The sequence below is a fragment of the Micromonospora sp. BQ11 genome, from assembly GCF_052068135.1.
Taxonomy (GTDB): domain Bacteria; phylum Actinomycetota; class Actinomycetes; order Mycobacteriales; family Micromonosporaceae; genus Micromonospora.
Map to the genome: position 1 here is coordinate 265,427 of NZ_JBQHDB010000009.1, position 21,939 is coordinate 287,365.

The 21,939-nt window shown below is 74.0% G+C and carries 24 protein-coding genes, 1 tRNA gene and 1 pseudogene; 4 read left to right on the plus strand and 22 right to left on the minus strand.

Annotation, left to right across the window (positions count from 1 at the left end):
• Positions 1-77: 77 nt before the first annotated feature.
• The 11 genes from ACTMSW_RS20600 to ACTMSW_RS20650 all read right to left on the minus strand — a co-directional run bounded on the left by ACTMSW_RS20600 (position 78) and on the right by ACTMSW_RS20650 (position 8,375).
• Complete coding sequence (locus ACTMSW_RS20600; RefSeq protein WP_441182264.1) at positions 78-545, minus strand: bifunctional nuclease family protein; 468 nt, start codon at positions 543-545, stop codon at positions 78-80.
• A 172-nt stretch (positions 546-717) separates the two neighbouring features.
• Entirely contained in the window at positions 718-1,419 is a 702-nt protein-coding gene (gene ftsR / locus ACTMSW_RS20605; RefSeq protein WP_441182294.1) for a transcriptional regulator FtsR, read from the minus strand.
• A 50-nt stretch (positions 1,420-1,469) separates the two neighbouring features.
• Positions 1,470-1,922 (minus strand): oxoglutarate dehydrogenase inhibitor Odhl, encoded by a 453-nt coding sequence (odhI, locus tag ACTMSW_RS20610; protein ID WP_007071101.1) that lies wholly within the window; start codon positions 1,920-1,922, stop codon positions 1,470-1,472.
• 216 nt (positions 1,923-2,138) lie between these two features.
• The gene (gene gcvH / locus ACTMSW_RS20615) at positions 2,139-2,519 is read right to left on the minus strand and encodes a glycine cleavage system protein GcvH (RefSeq protein WP_441182265.1); all 381 of its coding nucleotides are present in this window, start codon (positions 2,517-2,519) and stop codon (positions 2,139-2,141) included.
• 58 nt (positions 2,520-2,577) lie between these two features.
• Entirely contained in the window at positions 2,578-3,588 is a 1,011-nt protein-coding gene (locus ACTMSW_RS20620; RefSeq protein ID WP_441182266.1) for a DUF881 domain-containing protein, read from the minus strand.
• A 10-nt stretch (positions 3,589-3,598) separates the two neighbouring features.
• Complete coding sequence (locus tag ACTMSW_RS20625; RefSeq protein WP_441182267.1) at positions 3,599-3,931, minus strand: small basic family protein; 333 nt, start codon at positions 3,929-3,931, stop codon at positions 3,599-3,601.
• Complete coding sequence (locus ACTMSW_RS20630) at positions 3,931-4,872, minus strand: DUF881 domain-containing protein (RefSeq protein WP_441182268.1); 942 nt, start codon at positions 4,870-4,872, stop codon at positions 3,931-3,933. The genes ACTMSW_RS20625 and ACTMSW_RS20630 overlap by 1 nt, the downstream gene beginning before the upstream one ends.
• On the minus strand, positions 4,869-5,510 hold the full coding sequence (locus ACTMSW_RS20635; protein ID WP_441182269.1) for a CDP-alcohol phosphatidyltransferase family protein: 642 nt from the start codon (positions 5,508-5,510) through the stop codon (positions 4,869-4,871). The genes ACTMSW_RS20630 and ACTMSW_RS20635 overlap by 4 nt, the downstream gene beginning before the upstream one ends.
• A gap of 306 nt (positions 5,511-5,816) precedes the next feature.
• Positions 5,817-6,284, minus strand: a complete 468-nt coding sequence (locus ACTMSW_RS20640; RefSeq protein ID WP_441182270.1) for a MarR family winged helix-turn-helix transcriptional regulator — start codon at positions 6,282-6,284, stop codon at positions 5,817-5,819.
• Between the two features lie 56 nt (positions 6,285-6,340).
• Positions 6,341-7,513 carry a PP2C family protein-serine/threonine phosphatase gene (locus tag ACTMSW_RS20645; protein ID WP_441182271.1) on the minus strand — a complete coding sequence of 391 codons (1,173 nt, stop codon included), beginning with the start codon at positions 7,511-7,513 and terminating at the stop codon, positions 6,341-6,343.
• Positions 7,514-7,628: 115 nt separating this feature from the next.
• Positions 7,629-8,375: an SAM-dependent methyltransferase gene (locus ACTMSW_RS20650; protein ID WP_441182272.1), complete on the minus strand. Its 747-nt coding sequence runs from the start codon at positions 8,373-8,375 to the stop codon at positions 7,629-7,631.
• Positions 8,376-8,496: 121 nt separating this feature from the next.
• Here ACTMSW_RS20650 and ACTMSW_RS20655 point away from each other — a divergent pair, with 121 nt between their 5' ends.
• The 3 genes from ACTMSW_RS20655 to ACTMSW_RS20665 all read left to right on the plus strand — a co-directional run bounded on the left by ACTMSW_RS20655 (position 8,497) and on the right by ACTMSW_RS20665 (position 10,135).
• Positions 8,497-9,378 carry a universal stress protein gene (locus ACTMSW_RS20655; RefSeq protein WP_441182273.1) on the plus strand — a complete coding sequence of 294 codons (882 nt, stop codon included), beginning with the start codon at positions 8,497-8,499 and terminating at the stop codon, positions 9,376-9,378.
• Between the two features lie 86 nt (positions 9,379-9,464).
• Positions 9,465-9,677, plus strand: coding sequence for a phosphatidylethanolamine-binding protein (locus tag ACTMSW_RS20660; protein WP_441182274.1), 213 nt, complete (start codon positions 9,465-9,467; stop codon positions 9,675-9,677).
• A complete protein-coding gene (locus ACTMSW_RS20665) occupies positions 9,674-10,135 on the plus strand; it encodes a hypothetical protein (RefSeq protein WP_441182275.1) in 462 nt (153 codons plus the stop codon). The genes ACTMSW_RS20660 and ACTMSW_RS20665 overlap by 4 nt, the downstream gene beginning before the upstream one ends.
• 45 nt (positions 10,136-10,180) lie before the next feature.
• On the opposite strand, the gene ACTMSW_RS20670 is transcribed toward ACTMSW_RS20665, so the two are convergent.
• Entirely contained in the window at positions 10,181-10,384 is a 204-nt protein-coding gene (locus tag ACTMSW_RS20670; protein WP_441182276.1) for a hypothetical protein, read from the minus strand.
• Between the two features lie 123 nt (positions 10,385-10,507).
• Here ACTMSW_RS20670 and ACTMSW_RS20675 point away from each other — a divergent pair, with 123 nt between their 5' ends.
• The gene (locus ACTMSW_RS20675) at positions 10,508-11,158 is read left to right on the plus strand and encodes a hypothetical protein (protein WP_441182277.1); all 651 of its coding nucleotides are present in this window, start codon (positions 10,508-10,510) and stop codon (positions 11,156-11,158) included.
• Between the two features lie 7 nt (positions 11,159-11,165).
• Here ACTMSW_RS20675 and ACTMSW_RS20680 read toward each other — a convergent pair whose 3' ends face one another.
• The 10 genes and pseudogenes from ACTMSW_RS20680 to ACTMSW_RS20725 form a co-directional block, all read right to left on the minus strand.
• Positions 11,166-11,336, minus strand: a complete 171-nt coding sequence (locus ACTMSW_RS20680; protein WP_441182278.1) for a hypothetical protein — start codon at positions 11,334-11,336, stop codon at positions 11,166-11,168.
• Between the two features lie 88 nt (positions 11,337-11,424).
• Positions 11,425-11,622: a hypothetical protein gene (locus tag ACTMSW_RS20685; RefSeq protein WP_441182279.1), complete on the minus strand. Its 198-nt coding sequence runs from the start codon at positions 11,620-11,622 to the stop codon at positions 11,425-11,427.
• A gap of 58 nt (positions 11,623-11,680) precedes the next feature.
• Positions 11,681-12,394: a hypothetical protein gene (locus ACTMSW_RS20690; protein WP_441182280.1), complete on the minus strand. Its 714-nt coding sequence runs from the start codon at positions 12,392-12,394 to the stop codon at positions 11,681-11,683.
• A gap of 40 nt (positions 12,395-12,434) precedes the next feature.
• Positions 12,435-14,192: a selenocysteine-specific translation elongation factor gene (gene selB, locus ACTMSW_RS20695; protein ID WP_441182295.1), complete on the minus strand. Its 1,758-nt coding sequence runs from the start codon at positions 14,190-14,192 to the stop codon at positions 12,435-12,437.
• Between the two features lie 2 nt (positions 14,193-14,194).
• Positions 14,195-15,502 carry an L-seryl-tRNA(Sec) selenium transferase gene (gene selA / locus ACTMSW_RS20700; protein WP_441182281.1) on the minus strand — a complete coding sequence of 436 codons (1,308 nt, stop codon included), beginning with the start codon at positions 15,500-15,502 and terminating at the stop codon, positions 14,195-14,197.
• An 18-nt stretch (positions 15,503-15,520) separates the two neighbouring features.
• Positions 15,521-15,616: transfer RNA gene (locus ACTMSW_RS20705), tRNA-Sec, on the minus strand.
• Positions 15,617-15,665: 49 nt separating this feature from the next.
• Positions 15,666-16,808: an NrfD/PsrC family molybdoenzyme membrane anchor subunit gene (gene nrfD, locus ACTMSW_RS20710; protein ID WP_441182282.1), complete on the minus strand. Its 1,143-nt coding sequence runs from the start codon at positions 16,806-16,808 to the stop codon at positions 15,666-15,668.
• Positions 16,805-17,890 carry a 4Fe-4S dicluster domain-containing protein gene (locus ACTMSW_RS20715; protein ID WP_441182283.1) on the minus strand — a complete coding sequence of 362 codons (1,086 nt, stop codon included), beginning with the start codon at positions 17,888-17,890 and terminating at the stop codon, positions 16,805-16,807. Before ACTMSW_RS20715 ends, nrfD begins: the two co-directional genes overlap by 4 nt.
• Entirely contained in the window at positions 17,880-21,194 is a 3,315-nt protein-coding gene (fdh, locus tag ACTMSW_RS20720; RefSeq protein ID WP_441182284.1) for a formate dehydrogenase, read from the minus strand. Before fdh ends, ACTMSW_RS20715 begins: the two co-directional genes overlap by 11 nt.
• Positions 21,195-21,606: 412 nt before the next feature.
• Positions 21,607-21,939: pseudogene (locus tag ACTMSW_RS20725) on the minus strand (hypothetical protein); the annotation flags it as partial.

Here is a 21,939-nt window from a genome sequence, read left to right on the forward strand (position 1 = left end):
CACGCCGTACACCACGGCCGAAGATCACCCACCGCACCGGAACGTCACTTACCGTGACGAACCCGGCCGGGCCGCACTCAGCCCGCGAAATCCTCCGGACGCACCTGCTCCAGGAACTCGCGGAACTTCTCCACCTCGTCCTCCTGCTCGTCGGGGATCACGATCCCCGCCTCGGTGAGGACCTCCTCCGCACAACGAATCGGCGCACCGACCCGCAACGCCAACGCGATCGAATCACTCGGCCGGGCCGACACCCGCACGCCCTCGTCACCGATCAACAGATCGGCGTAGAAGACGTTCTCCTTCAGCTCGATGATCTCCACCGCCCGCAACGGCGCCTTCAACGCCGCCAACACGTCCCGCAACAGATCATGCGTCAACGGCCGGGCCGGCTTGACCCCCTGCTGCTCGTAGGCGATCGCCGTAGCCTCGACCGCGCCGATCCAGATCGGCAGATAGCGGTCCCCCTCGACCTCCCTGAGCAGGACGATCGGCTGGTTGCTGGGCAGCTCCACCCGAACTCCGACCACGCTCAGCTCGCGCACCGCCGCCTCCGTGTCGTCGTCAACCTACGCACCGCGCCCTTCCCTGCACGGTACACGGACCGCGACACGGCCGTCCCATGCGCTACCTGCACCACGCCCGCGCCAGAAAGGGGTTACCCCGGCAAGCCTACGACACGCTTCCCGGGGCAGATCTTTCCGCTCGACACCGGCCTCACCGACCCAACGTCGACCGCAACCCCACCCGCACCAACGCCGCGTGCAACTGCTGCGACAACGCCACCAACTCCCGCGCCGTCTCCGCCGCCCGCGCCCGCGCCGCCGGATCACTCTGCCGCGCCAACGGCGCCACCAACTGCGCGAACAAACCCACCTCACGGTCCGCCGCCGACCGGTAGCCCCGCAGGTGCCGCGGCTCCAACCCGTACGCCGCCAGACCCGCCACCGCCCGCGCGATGATCAACGCATCCGCGTCGTACCAACCCGGCGGATCCGACACCACCACACCGAGCCGCTCCAACTCACCCAACGTCGACGAGTCCAGACCGCTGCGCGCCACCAGATCAGCCCGGCCGAGCCGTACCTCCGACGACTCGGCCGCCTCCTCCGACGCACGCCCCGGAACCTCACCACCGGGACCCACCGCCACCAACGTCGGCCGCTGCCGACCCGGCGAATCCCCCGTCGCGTCCCACTCCGCGAGCTGATCACGGATCACCCGCAACGGCAGGTACTGGTCCCGCTGCGCAGTCAGCACGAACCGCAACCGCGCCACGTCATCCCACGAGTACTTCCGATACCCCGCCGCCGTCCGCTGCGGCTCCACCAGGCCCTCAGCCTCGAGAAACCGCAACTTCGAAATCGTCGTGTCCGGAAAATCCGCCCGCAACTCGGCCAGCACCTCGCCGATACTCATCAGCGGACGCGCCCGGGCCGACCCCGGCGGCGTGGAGGCCGCAGGCTCGTTCACCCCCGGCCGGCCTCCTCCTCCGGGCGCGGACCGGCGATGAACACCACCCGGAACTTACCGATCTGAACCTCGTCACCATTGCTCAACGTGGCCGCCTCGACCCGCTCCCGGTTCACGTACGTACCGTTCAGGCTTCCCACATCCCGCACCGTGAACGTCCCACCGTCACGGTGGAACTCCGCGTGCCGCCGCGACACCGTCACGTCGTCGAGGAAGATGTCACTGTCCGGGTGCCGACCACTGGTCGTCACGTCGTGGTCCAACAGGAATCGAGCACCCGCGTTCGGGCCCCGACGAACCACCAGCAGCGCCATACCCGGCGGCAACGAACCGGACATCCGGCTCGGCACCACATCGGTGTCCGGCCCCTCCAGCACTTCGTCGAGCGAACCGAGATTGAGCGTCGAAGTGACGTCGAGCGGGGGGAACTCGTCGTCTGGCCGCGTCATGGGACCACCTCACGGATCTTTTTCGGTCGGCGTCGGGTAATGGCGGGTCTGGCCGCCGGGCGAAGCACCACCCGGCGGCTGGCTCCCCGTGCCAGGGAAGGCAATTCCGCGACGCTCAACTCATGGTTTCTCGGTCAACTGGGCGAGCCTAGCCAGCGCCGAAATGCAGGGCAACCGGACGCGCGGAAACGACCCCCGCACCGGAAGCGGGGCGCATCAGCTCTCGGTGAGCTCGCGATACGCCTCCGCGGACAACAGACCATCGACAGCCGAAGGATCGTCCGGCGTGATCTCCACCAACCAACCCGCACCGTACGGGTCGGTGTTGATCACCTCAGGGGTGTCGCCGAGCGCCTCGTTGCGCGCCGCCACCGTCCCACCGAGCGGGGCGTAGATCTCCGACACGCTCTTCGTCGACTCGATCTCACCCAGCGACTCGCCAGCCGCCACCACCGCACCGGACTCGGGCAACTGGACGTACACGATGTCACCCAGGGCGTCCTGCGCGAAGTGCGTGATGCCGACCCGGACGGCGCCACCGTCGACACCGGCCACCCACTCGTGCTCGGCGGTGTACCGCAGATCCTCAGGAATCACCAGTCGCGTCCTTCATCCATCGGTGCACCGGCGACAACACCGGTGCCGGCCGCGCCGGTCAGGAGACCGGACGGGCGTGTTCCAGTTTGATCGGCGCGTGCAGTGCCGAAACCTCGGCAACCTCACGATCCTCGACGATCACCGTACCGCCGTCGCCCGCAACCGACGCGACCACCCCGCCCGGAATGTTCAACGCCGTACGCATGGTCGCCGGATCACCGATCACCGTGATCGTGAACGGACCCGTCAACCGACGCCCGTCCACCACCAACGACCGGTCCTCCCCGTCCAGGAAGTACGTCGACGCGATGATCCGCACCGTCGCCCGGTCCCCACCGGAGATCTGCATCGCCTCCGCGCCCGCGCCCCGCAACTCCTGCACCGCGTCGAGCACCCGCGACGCCGAAATCTGCTCCGCGCCCGCCTCGAACCGCACCGACAGACCCGGACCCGTCGCCGGCAACGTACCGGCCAGGATCCCCAACTCGTCCGCGCGCCGGGTCGCCTCCTCCAACGCCGCCTGCCGGCCCTGCTCACCCGAGCGCAACTGCCGCTGGCTCTCCTCCAACGACGCGATGTCCTGGCGCAGCCGGACCTCCCGCGCGTTCAGGTCGTACAGGATCCGGACCAGATCCTCCTGCCGCGTCGCCACCGCCGTGGGATCCGTCGACGTCGTCTTCAACTGCACCACCAGCGTGAACCCCAGCAGCGCCAGCAACAGGCCGATCATCACCCCGGCCGAACTCCACCGCGACCGCCCCGACGGCGCACCGGACGAAGCGCCGTCGACCGGCACCTCCTCCACCACCGCCGGCGGATCCCCGGACCCCGGCTCCGGCTTCCCGCGCGCGCCGACCAACTCGGCGGCGCGCCGCAGATCCACCGTCGCCCCGCCGTCCTCCGGCTCCCGCACCGGCGGCTCCGACCGCTCCGGCGCCAACGGACTCAACTCGTCCGGATCCGGAGCCGCCGGACGCGGATCCGGCTCCCCCGCCGGCCCGGACGGGCGCGCCGGCCCCGCCGGCTGCGGCCAACCCGTGCCCGTCTCGGTGTGCTCGTCGTTGCTCATCGTCACAAACCTACGCCCGGAACAGGTGCCGACGGATCGCCGCCACGTTGCCGAAGATGCGCACCCCGAGCACCACCACCACGCCCGTGGACAGCTGACCCCCCACGCCCAGCTGGTCACCCAGGTACACGATCAGACCCGCCACCAGCACGTTCGAGATGAACGACACCACGAACTGCTTGTCGTCGAAGATCCGGTCCAGCTTCGCCCGGATCCCACCGAACACCGCGTCCAGCGCCGCCACCACCGCGATCGGCAGGTACGGCAGCAACCCCGCCGGGACCGTGGGATCGAGCCACAACCCCAACGCCACACCGGCGAACAGCGCCAACACCGCGATCATCAACCACCTCCGGAGGGGCTGGGCGACGTCCCCGAGCGGGACGGTCCCGGACTGACGGAACGGTCGGCACCCGACCGCGACGGACTCGGGCTGACCGAAGGCTCCGCGTAGCGTAGCCGCGGGTCCGGAGCCGCCGGCAGGGTGAGGTCGTCGGCCTCCCGGATCGCGAACGACAACCCCGTCTCCTCGGCCACCTTGCGCATCGTCAACGCACTGCGACTCCGGTCGTACCGGTCCCGCATCTCCTCCGGCCCGATCGCCGACACCTCGTACGGCCCCGTCACCGGGCGGTAGTCCACCAGGATCGCCTGGCCCGCCTGACGGATCGTCGACATCGCCGTCAACCGCTGGCCGTTGATCGAGATCGCCTCCGCGCCGGCGGCCCACAGGTCGTTCGCCACACCCTGCAGATCGCTGTAGAGCACCCGGGACGGACCGACGTCGCCGTCGCCCACCGCGTCCGGGCTCTGCGGCCCGTCCACCAACCGCACCACCACGCCGTCCCCGCGCACCCGCCCCAGACCGGTCCCCGACTCCAACGTCCGCAGCCGCGCCGCCTCCGAGCTGCCCAGGGCCGCGGCCCGCTGCCGGGCGACCTCCGCCCGCAGCTGGTCGGCGCGCTCCGACAGACGGTCGGTCTCGGTCTCCCGCTGCTTGATCTGCTCCACCAGCCCCGAGCGCACCTGACTGCGCCCCGGCTCGTCCTCCATCGTCTGCCGGTACGCCACCGCGAACAGGAAGCCCAGCACCAGGAGCACGACGAGGCTCACCGAACGGACCGGCCACCGCCGCCAGCCGGACCCGGCCCGCGGATCCGCCCGCCGCCGGGCCGCCGCGTCGGCGTACCCCGGGTCCAGCGGGTTGCGGAACAACTCGGTGAGGAAGTCCGGGGCGTACACCCGGTCGCCGCGGTTACCGCCGTCGCGCGGTGCGTCGGTCATCCCTGCGCCTCCGCCCCACGTACCCCGCGCACGAGCCTCGCCGCCTGCACCACGTAGAGCGCCCCGGCAACCCAGTACAGGACCAGACCCCACCAGGCCAGCCCCCAGCCGATCGCCCCGGCCGCGGTCGCCGCCGCCGGCACCGCCGTGGCCAGCAGCAGGATCGGGAACGCCGCCAGCAGCAGGAACGTCGCCGTCTTGCCGACGTAGTGCACCGGCGGTGGGCCGTACCCGTAGCGACGCAGCACCGCCAGCGACCCCAGCAACAGCAGCTCCCGGGCCAGCAGCGCCACGGTGAACTGCCACGGCACCACCTCCCGCGCGGTGAACGCGAGCAGGGTGGCCAGGATGTAGAGCCGGTCGGCGAGCGGGTCGAGCAGCTCGCCCAATCGGCTCACCTGGCGCAGCCGGCGGGCGATCCAGCCGTCGACCCAGTCGGTGGTCCCACCCACGGCGAGCACCACGATGGCTGCCACGTCGGCCCGGGCGACCAGCAGAAGGTAGAGGAAGATCGGCACGCCGAGCAGCCGTACGAAGCTGATCAGGTTCGGCAGGGTGAGGACCCGGTCGCCGACGGGTGCGGGACGGATGTCGTCACTGGCCCGCGGGCGTTCCTGCCGAGCCGGCCGACGCGACACCGAACCTCCTCCGCGACACGCTCCGGCGCCCCGACGAGACGGGCGCGGCGGAGAGACGTGCGCACTGTCGGCCGGCTGGTGCCGGCTCCCCCTGCGGCCCCGGGACGGGACCCTCCCCTTGACGCGGCCCGCGATCGACATGATCGCGGGCCGGGTGAGTTGCGCTGCCACTATATCGGGCCTTCCTCATCCGCTCCGGCCCCGCGTCCTTGCGTCGCCGCGGTGTCCGCTGCGGTGTGCGACCCTGATCACTACCGCTAAAGCGTCCTAGGACGCCAGGTGATGGGGGACCAGATCGGTGCCGACTCAGGCGGTACGGGCCGGGGCGCCGGGCTGCGGTTCCACGCTGCCGATCGCGGCCTGGCCGAAACAGACCAGCGCCTGGAGCAGTTCCTGCTGCACGCGCCCGGGCATCCGGTCCAGCACCGCCTGCAGGGCGGCGTGCCGCCGCTCCCGGACCTCCCGCAGCAGGGCGGCGGCCGCCGCCGTGGGCACCAGCAGCACCTCCCGCCGGTCCCGGGGATCGGCCACCCGCCGCAGCAGGCCGGTCGCCTCCAGACGGTCGCAGAGCCGGCTCGCCGACGACGGCACCACGTCCAGCAGCTCGGCCAGCCGGTTCACGTTAGTCTCCGGCCGACCGCTGAGCAGGGACAGGACCCGCAACTGCGTCGGCGAGACGGAGAGCTGGTGCCGGGAGACCGCGGAGTCCAGCACACCGACCAACGCCTCGGCGGCCGCGTCGATCGCCGCCGGCAGATTCAGAGGTCGCTCCACCCGGTGTCCCCTGCGATAGTCCCGCTCATGGTCGGTCACCGGCCCGGCCGCGGGGTTCACCCGCCGTCCCGGCCGGGACCACGCCAGTCCAGGCAGACCACGACCGCGTCGTCCCGCAGGTCGGTGTCCGCGTGGTAGGCGTGCAACTCGCGCATCACCGTACCAACCGCCTCACTCGGCGGCTGCAACCGTGTCGAGCGCATCGCCCGCGTCATCGCGCGCTCGCCGTAGCGCCCCTGGCCGTCCGGGTCGGCCGCCCACACCCCGTCGCTGACCACGAACAGCCGGTCCCGCGGCGCGAGGTCGAACTCCTGCACGTCGTAGCGCGTCTCGGCGAACATGCCCAGCGGTAGCTGCTGCTCCAGCGGGACCGGGGTGGGCGCGCCACCGCGTACGCGGACCAGGCGCGGTGAACCCGCGTCGACCGTGCGTACCCGGCCGGTCCGGGTGTCCAGCTCCAGCAGGAGCGTCGCCACGAACCGCTCGCCGCGGTGCTGGTAGAAGACGGTGTCCGAGGCCAGCTCCGCCTGCTCCTCCAGGCTGCCCCCGGAGCGCCGGGCGTTGCGCAGCGCGTTGACGGTGACGGCGGTCAGCAGCGCCGCCGACAGGCCGATGCCGGCGCCGTTGAGGACGGTGACGGTGAGCCGGTCGCCGTCGACCGACCAGTCGAAGTGGTCCCCGCCGACGGTGTACGCCGGTTCGAGCTGGCCGGCCAGCTCGAACGTGTCGTGGCTGACGCCGCGACCGGGCAGCAGCTCCCACTGCATCTCGGCGGCCATGCTGAGCCGCTCGCGCCGGCGCGTGCGCCGGTAGCGGTCGGTCTCCCGGTCGGCGGCGCGCAGCGCCATGGCAAGGTCACCGGCGGCGTCCAGGATGTCGTCCAGGCTGCTGTCGTCCGGCGCGGCCGGCAGCTCGACCATCAGGACGCCGAGCCGCTCGCCCCAGACCGACAGCGGCAGGAACAGCCGGCAGCGGTCGTCCAGCGCCTCCCGGACCGGCTGTTGACTGGAGAAGCAGCGCTGGGCGACGCCCCGGAAGGCCAGCGACCCGGAATCGGGCAGGTCCCCGTCGAGCACCGGCCACAGGCCCGCGATGCGGTAGTCGGCGAGGAACACGTCCGTCCGCAGGGCGCCCAGCACCGACCGGATGGCCCGGTCGGCGGCCTCCGCGACCTGGTCCGGCGGTGCCGCGCGCACCGCGCGGGACACCGGGCCGGCTGCGTCCACCATGTTCCCCCCCGACAACACTTGCAGTCGGGCAAGCATCATACGGTGACGGCCACCGACGCCACGGGCGGGCGTACACCTCGCCGACCCGCGCGACCCGCGCGACGGGCCGGGCGGCTCAGTCGGCGGCGCGGACGGCGACCCCGCCGTGGAAGGCGTCCGGCACCTCGGCCGGCGGGCCGTCCGGGCGCCAGGCCGTGACGGGAACGATGCCCTCGGCGGTGGGCGTCCAGCGGCCCAGCAGCGGCGCGAACGCCGCCGGCGGGCGCATCCGGAACGCAGGCCCCATCATGGCCAGCGCCTCCGGGTACGCCGCCAGCTCCTCGGTGTCGAAGTCCACCGCGAGCAGGCTGCCCGGCGCCGTCGCCGCGTACAGCTCGTCGAGCGTGCGGGCCAGCGTGTCGTCGTCGAGGAAGGCCGCGAGCCCGAGGAACACCACGCCGACCGGCCTCCTCCCCCAGCCCGGCACGAACCGGTGCAGCTGGGCGGGGTCGACCGTGCCGATGTCCGTGGCGTCGCCGAACCCGTAGCCGGCGCGGTCGCTGCCGGCGAGGATCTGCTGCCCGAGCCGGATCGTGACCGGGTCCACGTCGGTGTAGAGGACCGTCGCCTCGGGGGCCGCCTCGTGCACGTTGCCCATCGTCGGCACGCCCCCGCCGAAGACGAGGAAGTTGTCCACCCCCTCGTCGGCGATGGCCCGCACCGCCCGGCCGAGGAACGCCCGCAGCTCCCGGAACACCGGCGCGCAGGGCCCGTACGCCTGCTCGAAGGCGCGTGCCGCCGCCACGTCCACCGGGAAGTGGTGCTCCCCGCCCAACCAGAAGTCGATCATGCGCGCGGTGCTCGGCACGGTCGGCTCGTCCATCGACGGCGCTCCCTCCCCGGGTCCTGGTGGTCAGCGTACCGACCGGTCGTCCTGCGCGGTATCGCCGCGCCACACCCCCACCGGCCGCGATACTGGGCGGCATGCGGGCGCGAGGTGGACGGTGAACTCGGCGGACGGCGCGGCGGTGGTGGTCGGCGTCGACGGCTCCGAGCCGGCGCTGCGGGCCGTACGCCTGGCAGCCGTCGAGGCCGCCCGCCGACACCGGCCGCTGCGGGTCGTGCACGGCTTCATCTGGCCGCTGCTGCACGTGCCCGTGGAACCCCCGCCGGACAGCCCGCCCGGCGCGGGCCTGCGGAACCAGGCCGAGCAGCTCGTCACCGAGGCCGTCACCGAGGCCGAGGCCACCGTCCCCGGAATCCGGGTCTCCGGCGAGATCATCGACGGCGAGGCCGCCGCGGTGCTGCTCGGCGAGACACCCACGGCCGCGCTGATCGTCCTCGGCGACCGCGGCCTCGGCGGCTTCTCCTCCCTGGTGGTCGGCTCGGTGGCGGTGCAGGTCGCCGCGTACGCCGACTGCCCGGTGCTGGTCGCCCGCGGCGCCGACCGCGCCCACGGCCCGGTGCTGGTGGGGGTGGACGGCTCCGAGCTGTCCCGACGGGCCGTGGAGTTCGCGCTCGAGGAGGCGTCGCTGCGCGGCGCGGAACTGGTCGCGTTGCACGGCTACCGGCACCCCGGCTCCGGCGGGCCGGGCGACATGCAACCCCTGGTGCACGACGAGACGCAACTGCACGACGAGGAGGACCGGCTGGTCGCCGAGTCGCTGGCCGGCGCCGCCGACCGCTGGCCGGACGTACCGGTGCGGCGGCGGTCGGTCCGTGGTCGGCCGGCCGGTGTGCTGACCGACGCCTCCCGCGAGGCCCAGTTGCTGGTGGTCGGCGGGCAGGGGCGCGGGGAGTTGACCGGGTTGCTGCTGGGATCGGTGAGCCAGTCGGTGCTGCACCACGCGGACTGCCCGGTGGCGGTGGTCCGCGCCCCGCGCTGAGGTCCCCGGCCTCCGTCGGGTTGACCGGGTCCTGCACGGGTAGACGACCGCGGTACGTCATCGCCGAGGAGACCGAGGAGGCAGTGATGCCAGGACCACGGCCGGGCAGCAACGCGTACGACAAGCAGCGGGCGCGCATCCGCAACGCCATCGACGACTCGGGGCGGCGGGTTCCGGACGGCAAGGCCGACGACGTCGCGAACCGGATCCTGCAGGAGGACCGGGGCCAGCGGGGTGTGATCCGCGGCGAGCGGATCTACGGCCCGAAGAGCGAGCGCGAACCCGGCGACCCGAAGTGAACGTCACCCGGCTCCTGGACGGGGCGATCGCCGGGGCGGTCGGGAGCACTGCCCTGAACATGGTGAGCTACCTCGACATGGTGGTCCGGGCGCGGCCGGCCAGCAGCACGCCGGAGGCGATCGCCGGCCGGCTGTCCGGGGTCGCGCACGTGGACCTCGGGCCCGAGGACCGGGCGGCCAACCGCCGCTCGGGCCTCGGGCCCCTGCTCGGCTACGGGTTGGGCATCACCGGCGGCATCGGGTTCGCCGCGCTGGCCCGGGGACGCCGGATGCCGGTGGCGCTGGCCACCGCCGTGCTCGGCGGTGGCGTGATGACGATGTCCGACGGGTCCATGACGGCGCTGGGTGTCACCGACCCGCGCACGTGGCGGCGAGCCGACTGGCTCGCCGACCTGGTGCCGCATTTCGCCTACGGGCTGGCGGCCGCGGCCACCTGGAACCGGCTGCGAACGCCCTGACGGGCCGGGGTCGCTGACCCCGGCCCGTCAGGAGTGGCCGGGGCGTCAGCCCCGGCCACTCTCGTCGTCGGCGACCGGCTCCTGCGTCGGGCCGTACGGGGAGACCTGCCCCCGGGGCACGGGACGGCCGTCGTCGCCGCGTGAGCTGCCCTTGTTGAGCGGGAAGCCGCTGGGCTTCGGGCCCTTGCTGTCCTGGCTGGTGGCGCCCTTGGCGTTGCGCCGGAACTCCTCCTGCTGCGGGTTGACCACGGGTGTCTCCTCCCTGGGCTGGGCGACGGCGGTCGTCCCGCCGCACCTCCGCCACCGGTTACCCGACGCCGACGGGCGCATGCGGGAAGGGCTAGGCGGGCGCGGGGCGGGTACACCGGGGGCGTGGGGGACGATCAGGCGACCGCGCGGGTGCTGCTGGAGCGGCGGGGCCGGACCTACGCCGAGGAGGCGGGGATCCGGTTGGCCGACCGGCCCGGTCCGCTGTACCAGCTGCTCGTGCTGACCACGCTGCTGAGCACCCGGATCCGCGCGTGTGTCGCGGTGGCCGCCGCCCGGGAGCTGTTCGCGGCCGGGTACCGGACCCCGGCGGCGATGGAGGCGGCGAGCTGGCAGGACCGGGTCGACGCGCTGGGCCGGGGGCACTACCGCCGGTACGACGAGCGGACCGCGACGATGCTCGGCACCGGGGCGCGGCTCTGCCTGGACCGCTGGCGCGGTGACCTGCGCCGGCTGCACCAGGAGGCCGACGGCCAGCCGACCCGGATGCGCCGGTCGCTGACCGAGTTCCCCGGGATCGGGCCGACCGGCGCGGACATCTTCCTGCGGGAGGCGCAGACGGTCTGGCCGGACGTACGCCCGTACGCCGACAAGCGGACCCTGGCCGGGGCCGAGCGCCTGGGCCTGCCCGGATCGCCGGACCGGCTGGCCGGCCTGGTCGACGGCGCCGAGTTCGGCCGGCTGGCCTCGGCCCTGGTGCGGGTGGCCCTGGGCGAGGAGTCCGCCGGCGAGGTGACCCGCGCCGCGAGCGCCTGACCGCAGGTCACTTGGCGGTCTTGTCCCCCGGCTTGGTCAGGTGCCACACCAGCAGGGCCGCCAGCAGGGCGAGCACCACCAGTCCGCCGGACACGCCGGCGGGGTCGTCCGGGCTGCGTCCGGTGGTGCCGAAGTAGATCACCGCGAGCCCGGCCAGCACGGTCACGAAGGTACGCATTCCTCGGTCCTTCACGTACCGGACGCTATGTGTCCCGTTCGGTTCCCCGGGACGATTCGCGGGCGGGATCCCCCGTCCGGGTGGCCCCTCAGTCGACCTCCAGGTCGTCGAGGGAGATCTTGTGGCTCATCAACCACCGGGCCAGGGCGGACATCCCGAACAGCCACAGCGGGGCCGACTCGGTGGTGCCGTTGGTGGCGAAGATCGCGAATCGCAGGTCCGGGGCCCGGTAGGCCTCGATCCGCCAGCGGTGCTGCTTGTCCCTCCAGGTCGCGGACGGGTCCATGCCCGCCACGCTAGGCGACCGGTCCGCACCGCCGGGTGGGTTCGGTGTGCCGCCCGCGTCACACGGGCACGATCCACCCGCCCAGCACCGCCCGCAGCAGGTACAGCAGCAGCGAGACGACGATGCCGAGCCCGACGAGGCAGCCGAAGCCGAACCAGCCGGTGTACCGCTCGTGTGCCGGCCGCTGTCCGCGTCGCCACCATTCCCGGTCCACCCAGGCGAGCACGCCCAGCCCGAACGGCAGCAGCCCCATCCACCACCAGAACCACCGGGTGCCCGATGCCGGCGCCGGACCGGCGACCAGCACCACCAACCAACCCAGCGCCAGTGCGCCGCCCAGCCAGCCGAGCACGTCGACGAGGCGGTGGGTGAGCCCCTGGCCGCTCCACCAGCGGTCGGCGGTACCCAGCCGGGGCGCGTAGGGATCGCCGTCGGACAACGACCCGACGATCGGATCGACCGTGGCGTACCGGGTCTGCCCGTTCGGCACCGTCCACGTGAACACCTCACCCTGCGGGTTCGCCCGCGGCTCCGGCTGCTGCCGGGCCCACAGGAACTCCCTGTCGTTCCATCCCTCGGCGCGCTGCCAGGTGACGACCCGCCCGGCCGCCAGGTCCCGCTCCAGCTCGGCGGCGTCGACCTGCCGGGGCGCGGTCCACCACCCCAGCGCCGCCCACAGCAGCCACAGCGCCGGAAGCCCCCACCGGACCGCGACGTCCAGGACCGCCCGGCCCCGCGAGGCCAGCGAGGGTGACGCGCCATCGACGACCATGCCGGCAGCGTCGCAGATCCGGGCAACCGCCGCCGTCCCGCTAGGACCGCACCACCACGCGGGCGTCGTCGGGCAGCCGGCGGGTGGCGCCGCGCCGGTCCAGCAGTTCCAGCAGCGGTACGGCGACGCGACGGGTGGTGCCCAGGGCCTGCCGGGCGGCGCTGAGCGTGAACGGCTGCGGAAGCGCCGCCAGGACCCGGAGCGCGTCGTCGACGGCCCCGGGGGGCAGCACCACGTTGTCGGCGAGCTTCAGCAACGCGCCGGCGCGGACCGCCGCCCCGATCTCCCGGGGACCGAGGCCCAGGTCGGCCAGGTGCGCGGCCTCCGGGGCACGGAACGGCTGCTCGGCGTACGCGGCACGGAGCCGGGCGACCGCCCGGGCCACCGGCTCGGGCAGCGCGTCGCCGGCCGTGGCGGTGACCCGCCCGGCGTGCAGCCGCAGGGGCGGCCGGACCAGGGCCTCGACCAGCGCCCGGTCGGGCAGGTCGAGTCGCTGCCGGAGCACCTCCACCGGGGCGCCCGGCTCCAGGGGATGCGCGCCGGCGTGCCGGGCCACCTCCCGGGCGAGCCGGTCGCCGAGGTCCCGCCAGTGGTCGGGGTCGGCGTACCAGTCGCCGGTGACCGGCCGACCGTGCACCGGCACGCCCATCCGGGTCAGGTCGCCGGCCCGGACCAGTCGACGTCGGCGCAGCTCCCCCGGCAGGTCGGGCCGGCCGTCCAGGAGGGACAGCACCGTGGCGCGGGCCGCCGCGGCGCCGCGCCGGGACAGCGGCGGTGGGGCCACGTCCAGCACCGTCACCCCACCGGCGACGTGGTGCCGGCCCGGGTCGCGCAGCAGGGCCCGGTCGCCGACCAGCAGCGGCAGCGGCCGGGCCAGCCGCAGCCGGGCCGTGTCCGGGCCGAGCGGGCGCACCCGGGCCGCCACCGCGGCGGAACCCACGTGCAGCATGAGGGTGGCCGGCAGGTCGGCGGCCGGGTCGCCGGCCAGCCGGACGTCCAGCAGGTCGGTGCGGCCGAACCGGCCGGGCGTGAGCAGTGCGTCACCGCGCCCGAGCGCGTCGCGGGGGGTGCCCCGCAGGTTCACCGCCACCCGGGCCACCGCCGCGACCTCGGCGTGCGCGACACCGAGGGAGTGCAGGCCGCGGACCCGGACCGGCTCCCCGGTGCCGGCGATCTCCAGCTCGTCGTCGACGCGCAGCCGGCCGGCGCCGAGGGTGCCGGTGACCACGGTGCCGCTGCCCCGCACGGTGAAGGTGCGGTCCACCCACAGCCGCACCGGGGCGTCGACCGCCGGCGCGGGTAACCGCGCGGCGAGCCGGTCCAGCGCCGTGCGCAGCTCGGGCAGGCCGGCACCGGTCACCGCGCTCACCGCGACGGCGTCGACCGTACCCAGCGAGGTCGCCGCGACCCGTTGGCGGCCGGTGGCCAGCGCCGGCCCCGGGTCGGCCAGGTCCGCGCGGGTCACCACCAGCAGCCCGTACGCGACCCCGAGCGCGTCCAGCGCCGCCAGGTGCTCGGTGGACTGCGGCATCCAGCCCTCGTCGGCGGCGACCACCACCAGCGCGGCCGGGACCGGACCGACGCCGGCGAGCATGTTCGGCACGAACCGCTCGTGCCCGGGCACGTCGACGAACGCGACCGTCGCACCCGTCGGCAGGGTGGTCCAAGCGAACCCCAGGTCGATGGTCATGCCCCGGCGGCGTTCCTCGGCCCAGCGGTCCGGTTCCATCCCGGTCAGCGCGCGGACCAGGGTCGACTTGCCGTGGTCGACGTGCCCGGCGGTGGCCACCACGAACATGCTCACCCGTCCCCGGGGACCCGCAGCACCGCCGCCCGCAGGGCGTCGTCGACGTCGGCGGGAACGCAGCGCAGGTCCAGCAGCAGCCGGCCGCGGACGGTGCGACCAAGGACCGGCGGGTCGCCGGTGCGCAGGGGCTCGGCGTACCGCTCGGGCAGGCTCAGCGCCCACGAGTCCAGGTCCACCCCGGGGGCACCGCCCCCGCCGACGACGGCGACAGACGGCACCACCTCGGCCGCGCACCCGTCGGCGGCGAGGGCGTCGCGCAGCCGTCCGGTGCGCTCCCGCAGCCGGCCCACGTCGGCGTGCAGGGCGGCGCGGACGGGGGTGGCCGGGTCCCCGACGGTGGCGGCCAGCGCGGCGAGGGTGAGCTTGTCCACCCGCAGCGCCCGCGCCAGCGGGTGCCGGCGCAGGCGGTCCACCAGGTCGGCGGCGCCCAGCAGCAGACCGGCCTGGGGTCCGCCGAGGAGCTTGTCGCCGCTGGCGGTGACGAGGGCCGCCCCGGCGCGCAGGGTGGAGGCGGCGTCCGGCTCGTCGGGCAGCAGCGGGTCCGGTGCGAGCAGTCCGGAGCCGATGTCGGCGACGACCGGTACGCCCAGGGTGGCCAGCGCCCGCACCGGCACCGCCGAGGTGAAGCCGGTGACCCGGAAGTTCGACGGGTGCACCTTGAGCACGAACCCGGTACGCGGGCCGAGCGCGGCGGCGTAGTCGTCCAGGGTGGTGCGGTTGGTGGTGCCCACCTCGCGCAACCGGGCGCCGGTGCTCTCCAGCAGGTCCGGCAGGCGGAACCCGTCACCGATCTCGACCAGCTCGCCCCGGCTGACCACGATCTCGCCGCCGGCGGCGAGCGCGGTGGCGGCGAGGACCAGGGCGGCGGCGCCGTTGTTGACCACGTGCACCCCGCCCGCGTCGGGCACGGCGGCCGCGAGCGCGTCGAGGGCGTCCCGGCCGCGCCGGGCCCGCCGGCCGGTGCGCAGGTCCAGTTCCACGTCGGTGTGGCCGGCGGCGGCGACCACCGCGGCCACGGCGGCCGGCGACAGCGGGGCGCGGCCGAGGTTCGTGTGCAGGACCACCCCGGTCGCGTTGAGCACCGCCCGGGGCGCCGGCGCGGGCAGGGCGGCCAGCGCCGCGTCGCGTACGTCCTCGGGGGTGATCTCGCCGCGCCGCGCGCGGTCCTGGGCGGCGCGGACGGCGGCCCGGACCCGGTGCCGGCCCAGGGTGAGCGCCGCGGCGGCGAGCCGCGGCTCGGCCAGCAGCGTGTCGGTGCGCGGCACCCGCCGCCGCTGGTCGGCGCCGCCGTCGCCTGTCACGTGATCCCCCACCCTGCTTGGCGGAGACGGACGGGAATCGAACCCGCCTGGCCCGGGTCCCGGACCACACCGGTTTTGAAGACCGGGAGGGGCACCAGCCGCCTGAACGCCTCCGCCCAGCATTGGACCACAGTGCCGGTGGCGCCGCGCGGCGAGGCGGCGGCTACGGCGGGCCGTCGGCCCGGCGACGTTCGAGGCGCTGCCGCTGCGGCACGACCGTGTACTTCGGATCCTTCGCCGAGGCGACCCCGCCGTGGAAGATGCCGAACCGGGTCGCCACCGACGCGGCCAGCAGCGCCGCCCCGGACAGCGCCGACACCGCGCGGCTGCGTCGCCCGAGCAGCGCGCCGGCCGCACCCGCCACGGTCAGCACCCGCGCGGCGCGCAGCAGCCTGCCGGCCGTACCGGTGGTGTAGGGCTCGCTGAGCAGCCCGTGCCGGGTCTCCACCCGGTGCGCCCCGACCAGTTCCAGGGCCGCGCCGGCCACCGCCATGCGCCGGGCCGGGCCCGCCTGCGCGCCGGGCGCGGCGATCAGACCCACGGCGGCGCCGCTGGCCAGCGCGCTGCCCGCGAAGATGACCGGCAGTTCCGGGTACGCCTCGTGCCACGACGGCACGGCGGTGCCCGCCAGCAGCACCCCGGTGTACGTGGCCAGGGCCGGCGCGGTGGCCGCGGCGGCCAGCCCGGCGACCTGCCCGACCGGTGGGAGCACACGCCGGGCGAGGCCGAGCAGCCCCCGCTCGGGCAGCCACGACGCCGCCTCGGCGACCGCCGCCACCCCGGCCGCCGGCCCGTACGCCGACAGGATCCACGTTCCGACCGACATCGGCGAGGTCGGCTTGGCGACCCGCAGCATGTGGTGGAACCGTTCCGGACGGCCCAGGTCCTTGATCAGGAAGACGGTGCTGGCGCCGACCGCGCCCAGCGCGGTGACCCGCCCGGCCCGACGCAGCGCCGGCCGGCCGGTGAGCTGCCCGCCCGCGGCCAGCAGCGACGAGCCGGCCGCCAGCCCGCCGGTGAACAGGTACGCCGCGATGTCCCACTTCCACACCGGCGGTTTGAGGATCGGCCGGCCGTAGTACGAGGTGAACTCGGCCTCCGGAACGGCCAGGTCCTCCCCGCCGCGCCGACCCCGGCCGCGGCCGCGTCGCCGCCGTGCCGGGTCCGGCGCCCGCTGCGGTGCCGGCGCCAGGCCGGCGCCCGCCGCGTCGGCCTCGACGGGCGGCGGGGCGGCCGCGTGCGGGCCCGCGTCGAGGGCGTCGGTGAAGCGGCGGAACCGGTCACCGACCGGGCGGTCCGGGATCACGAGGAACCTCCGACGAACGCGGCGACGGCGGCCGCCGTCATCGCCAGGGCGGCCAGACCGGCGCGCTTCCACATCGCCGGCAGATCCCGGGTGGTCACCACCGGATCGGGCGGCAGCCCGTACACCTCGGGCTCGTCGAGCAGCAGGAAGAACGCGCCGTCGCCGCCCACCCCGTCGGTCGGGTCGTGCCCGTACAGGCGGGCCTCGGTGACGCCCCGCTCGTGCAGGGTGGCCACCCGCTGCGCCGCGCGGTCCCGCAGCTCGTCCAGCGGACCGTACTGGATCGACTCCGTGGGGCACGCCTGCGCGCAGGCCGGCGTGTTCCCCGCGCCGAGCCGGTCGTAGCACAGCGTGCACTTCCACGCCCGGCCGTCACCCTTGCGCTGGTCGATGACCCCGTACGGGCAGGCGGAGATGCAGTAGCCGCAGCCGTTGCAGATGTCCTCCTGCACCACCACCGTGCCGAACTCGGTGCGGAACAGCGACCCGGTCGGGCACACGTCCAGGCAGGCGGCGTGCGTGCAGTGCTTGCACACGTCGGACATCATCAGCCACCGGAAGTCGGTGCGGGACTCGGCGCCGGTCCCCCGGCCCGGCGGCGCCGACCCGGGCATGCCGAGGAACTCCGGACCCGCCGACCCGCCTCCCCTGCCGGCGGTGAGGTCCGCTCCGGCGGCCATCCGCGCGGCGGCGTCGGCCGATCCCGCCGGCACGCCCGGGTCGGTGCCGCTGGGGTTGCTGACGCCGGCGGCCACCGCCGCCGACGACGCGCTCACCGGGGCACCCGTCGGGGTGCCGGTGAACGGCGGCGTGCGGTGCCCCGCCGGGAGCGGCTGCTCGATGAACGCCACGTGCCGCCACGAGTTCGCGGTCAACGCGCCGGTGTTGTCGTACGACATGCCGAGCAGGTCCAGCCCGGAGCCGGGGACGTCGTTCCACTCCTTGCAGGCCACCTCGCACGCCTTGCAGCCGATGCAGACGCTGGTGTCGGTGAAGAAGCCCATCCGGGGCGGCGCCTCGGTCCAGCCCGCGTCCGGCGCCGGGTCCAGCGGCCCGTACAGACTGTTCGGGTCAGGAAGCATCGCGGTCCTCCCGGTCGCCGGCGTCCGCGCCGCCGTCGGCGGCGCTGCCCGCGGTGAACGCGCCGGGCGTGAGCGCCGGGGCCGGCTGGCCCGCGACGATACCGGCCCGCCGCCGGTAGTCGGCGACCAGGTCGAGCAGCGCCGGCCCGGTCGGGCGGCGACCCGGCAGGACGTCACAGGTGCCGACCTTGCTCTCCTGGATCAGTACGTTCGGATCCAGGGTGATCCCGAACAGGTCGTTGGCCGAGTCGCCGGTGACCAGGCCCTGGAAGCCGAAGTGGTACGGCAGCCACACCTGGTGGATCACGCGGCCGTCCACCCGCAGCGGGGTGAGCCGGTCGGTGACCAGCACCTTCGCCTCGATGACCGCCCGGCCGCTGACCAGGTGCGCCCAGCCGAGGTGGGCCAGGCCGACCTCGGCGGCCAGTTCCGGGGACACCTCCACGAACATCTCCGGCTGCAACTCGGCCAGGGGACGCACGTTGCGGCTCATCGCGCCGGCCGTGTGGTGCTCGGTGAGCCGGCTGACCGTGAACACGTACGGGAACACCTGACTGTGCTCCTGCGGTGGGCTCGGGTTCACCGAGTTCGCCGGGTGCGCGTACACCTTGCGGGTCGGGTTGGCCTGCTGCCGGTACAGCGGGTTGCGCACCGGAGACTCGGCCGGCTCGTAGTGCGTCGGCAGCGGCCCGTCGAGCACGCCGCTGGGCGCGTACAGCCAGCCCTTCCCGTCGCCCTGCATGACGAACGCGTCGTCACCGGCGATGCCCTCCGGGCCGGCGGCGCCCTCCGGCGGGCGGTACGTCGGCGGCTTCGTCTTCTCGAAGTCCGGCACGTCGTACCCGGTCCACTCGCCCTTCTCCGGGTCCCACCACACGTAGCGCTTGCGCTCGCTCCACGGGCGGCCCTCGGGATCGGCCGAGGCCCGGTTGTAGAGGGTGCGCCGGTTCGCCGGCCACGCCCAGCCCCACTCCGCGGCCACCCAGTCCTGCTCGTGGCGGCTCTTGCGCCGGGCGGCCTGGTTGACACCGTCGGCGTACACGCCGGCGTAGATCCAGCAGCCGACGGCCGTGGACCCGTCGTCGCGGGCCTCGGCGAACGACGACAGCGGGCGGCCGGTCGCCACCTCGTACCCGTTGATCTCGCGCAGGACCGCCTCGGCGCTCGGCTCCGCGTGCGGACCGTGCGTGGGGTAGTCCCAGGCCAGGTCCAGCAGCGCCCGGTCGCGGGGGTGGGTCGAGTCGGCCAGCTTCTCCCGCAGCTTCCGACCCAGGTGGTAGAAGAACCACAGCTCGGAGCGGGCGTCGCCGGGCGGGTCGACCGCCTTCTCCCGCCACTGCACCAGGCGTTGCGTCTGAGTGAAGGTGCCCTCCTTCTCCACGTGCGACGCCGCCGGCACGAAGAACACCTCCGTGCGGCACTCCTCCGGCACGATCTCCCCGGTGGCCACCTCCGGACCGTTCTGCCAGAACGTCGCGCTCTCGATCATGAACAGGTCGCGGACCACCAGCCAGTCGAGGTTGGCCATGCCCAGGCGCTGCGCCCGGCCGTGCGCGGAGCCGACCGCCGGGTTCTGCCCGAGCAGGAAGTAGCCCTTCACCTTGCCGTCGATCATGTTCAGCACCTGCTGGTAGGTGCCGTGGTCACCGGTCATCCGGGGCATGTAGCCGTAGCAGAAGTCGTTCTCCGGCGTCGCCGCGTCCCCCCAGTACGCCTTCAGCAGGCTCGCCGCGTACGCCCCGGCGTTGCCCCAGAAGCCCTTCTGGCCGGGGTGCGCGATGCTGTCCACCCACGCGTCGAACGTCGGGTGGTCGGCGTGGTGCGGCATCGGCAGGTAGCCGGGCAGCAGGTTGTACAGCGTCGGGATGTCCGTCGACCCCTGAATGGAGGCGTGCCCGCGCAGCGCGAGGATCCCCCCACCGGGCCGGCCCATGTTGCCCAGCAGCAGCTGGATGATCGCGCCCGTGCGGATGTACTGGACGCCCACGCTGTGCTGCGTCCAGCCCACCGAGTAGATCAGGCAGCCCGTCCGCTCCCGGCCCGAGTTCTCCGTCCACGCCCGGGCCAGCTCCAGGAACTTCTCCTGCGGGATGCCGCAGACGCGCTCCACCATCTCCGGGGAGTACCGGGCGAAGTGTCGCTTGAGAATCTGGTAGACGCAGCGCGGATGCTGCAACGTCTCGTCGCGCTGCGTCGCGCCGCTGACCGGGGCGCCGTGCGACTCGTGCTGCAGGCCGGCCGCGCTGTCGCGCTCCTTGCTCGTGTGGCCGCTGCCCGAGTCGGTCTCGTGGCCCGCGTACTGCCAGCTGTCCTGCACGTAGCTGCCGGTCTCCGGGTCGAAACCGGAGAAGAAGCCGTCCCCGTCCTCCGTGTCGACGAACCGCTCGCTGACGATCGTGGCCGCGTTCGTGTACGCGAGCACGTACTCCCGGAAGTCCAGCTCGTTGGTCAGGATGTAGTTGACGACGCCACCGAGCAGGGCGATGTCCGACCCGGCGCGGATCGGCAGGTAGGTGTCCGCGACGGCGCTGGTCCGCGTGAACCGCGGGTCGACGTGGAACACCCGGGCGCCGCGTCGCTTCGCCTCCATCACCCACTGGAAGCCCACCGGGTGGGCCTCGGCCATGTTCGAGCCCTGGATGACGATGACGTCAGCGTTGGCGACGTCCTGCTGGAAGTCCGTCGCACCACCGCGACCGAAGCTGGCCCCCAGACCGGGGACGGTGGCGGAGTGTCAAATGCGGGCCTGGTTCTCGATCTGGAGTGCCCCCATCGCCGTGAACAGCTTCTTGATGAGGTAGTTCTCCTCGTTGTCCAGCGTCGCCCCGCCCAGGCTGGAGATGCCCAGCGTCCGGTTGAGCGGCCGGCCGTCGCCGTCCACGTCCTCCCAGGTCTCCTCGCGGGCCGCGAGGATCCGGTCGGCGATCATGTCCAGGGCGACGTCGAGGTCCAGGTCCTCCCACTCGGTCGCGTACGGCCGGCGGTAGCGCACCGTCGTCTCCCGCAGGGGGCTGGTGACGAGGCTCTTGCTGGCCGAACCCTTCGGGCAGAGGCGCCCCCGGGAGATCGGGCTGTCCGGGTCGCCCTCGATCTGGGTGACCTGACCGTCGGAGTGGAACACCCGCTGTCCGCAGCCCACCGCGCAGTACGGGCACACCGACCGTGCGACGCCGTCGGCGGTCTCGGTGCGGGCGGTCAGGTCGGCCGTGCGGGCGGACTGTGCGGCGGCGCCCCGGCCCAGCGGGTCGGTGCCGGTGAGCTGCCGGTAGACCGGCCAGCCCTCGATGAAGGTCCGCAGACCCATCACGACACCTCCCCCGGCCTCCACACCGTCTGCCCCTCGAACATAGGGCAGCGGCCCGCCGTCCGCGAGTCGAAAGGTAAGCGTAGAGACAGTGCCGCCCCCGGGGCCCTGACGGGCACCGGGGGCGGCGCAGGTGTCGGTGTGCAGGTCGCCTCTCGGCGAGTGGCGCGACGCGGCTCCAGCCGAACGGTACTCCGCGACGGCAATTTAGGTGAGGCCCGGGGACACAGGACACACCGACACCCGACTCAACACGCTACCCCGCCTCCGCCTTCCCCACCCGGAGGTGACCGGCACCACGCGCGGCGGTGCGAAGGGGGGATGCCGCTGGCCGGCACCCGGTGTGCGGGTGCCGGCCAGCGGCGTGGTTCCCCCTTGGAGGAAGGTCTGTGGTGGTCAGCTGTTCCAGTGCTCAGTTGTTCCAGTGCTCGGCGACCAGATCGGCGGCCTGCTGCTCCCACTGCGCGTAGTGGAAGGGGTAGGCCGAGACCTGGACGGTCTGGGCGGCCTTGGTCAGCGGCATGTCCTGCCAGCCGTCGACCTGCTTGAGGCCCTTCAGGAAGGCGAGGGTCGAGTACTCCGGGTCGGTGATCTGCTCGACGGTGCCCCAACCCGAGCTGGGGCGCTGCTGGAACAGGCCCTGCGAGTCGTGGTCGTTGCGCTCACCGAGGTGACCCAGGTTCTCCAGCTTCGACTCCTGCAGTGCGGTGGCGATGGCGACCACGGCGGCGCGCTGGTCCATGTC

Excerpts from the sequence above, each read along its gene's own strand:
- ftsR (WP_441182294.1), bottom strand. The coding sequence starts at position 1,419 with ATGAGTATCGGCGAGGTGCTGGCCGAGTTGCGGGCGGATTTTCCGGAC.
- odhI (WP_007071101.1), bottom strand. The coding sequence starts at position 1,922 with ATGACGCGGCCAGACGACGAGTTCCCCCCGCTCGACGTCACTTCGACG.
- ACTMSW_RS20620 (WP_441182266.1), bottom strand. The coding sequence starts at position 3,588 with ATGAGCAACGACGAGCACACCGAGACGGGCACGGGTTGGCCGCAGCCG.
- ACTMSW_RS20625 (WP_441182267.1), bottom strand. The coding sequence starts at position 3,931 with ATGATCGCGGTGTTGGCGCTGTTCGCCGGTGTGGCGTTGGGGTTGTGG.
- ACTMSW_RS20630 (WP_441182268.1), bottom strand. The coding sequence starts at position 4,872 with ATGACCGACGCACCGCGCGACGGCGGTAACCGCGGCGACCGGGTGTAC.
- ACTMSW_RS20645 (WP_441182271.1), bottom strand. The coding sequence starts at position 7,513 with ATGGTGGACGCAGCCGGCCCGGTGTCCCGCGCGGTGCGCGCGGCACCG.
- ACTMSW_RS20650 (WP_441182272.1), bottom strand. The coding sequence starts at position 8,375 with ATGGACGAGCCGACCGTGCCGAGCACCGCGCGCATGATCGACTTCTGG.
- ACTMSW_RS20660 (WP_441182274.1), top strand. The coding sequence starts at position 9,465 with ATGCCAGGACCACGGCCGGGCAGCAACGCGTACGACAAGCAGCGGGCG.
- ACTMSW_RS20680 (WP_441182278.1), bottom strand. The coding sequence starts at position 11,336 with ATGCGTACCTTCGTGACCGTGCTGGCCGGGCTCGCGGTGATCTACTTC.
- ACTMSW_RS20685 (WP_441182279.1), bottom strand. The coding sequence starts at position 11,622 with ATGGACCCGTCCGCGACCTGGAGGGACAAGCAGCACCGCTGGCGGATC.
- ACTMSW_RS20690 (WP_441182280.1), bottom strand. The coding sequence starts at position 12,394 with ATGGTCGTCGATGGCGCGTCACCCTCGCTGGCCTCGCGGGGCCGGGCG.
- selB (WP_441182295.1), bottom strand. The coding sequence starts at position 14,192 with ATGTTCGTGGTGGCCACCGCCGGGCACGTCGACCACGGCAAGTCGACC.
- ACTMSW_RS20715 (WP_441182283.1), bottom strand. The coding sequence starts at position 17,890 with ATGCTTCCTGACCCGAACAGTCTGTACGGGCCGCTGGACCCGGCGCCG.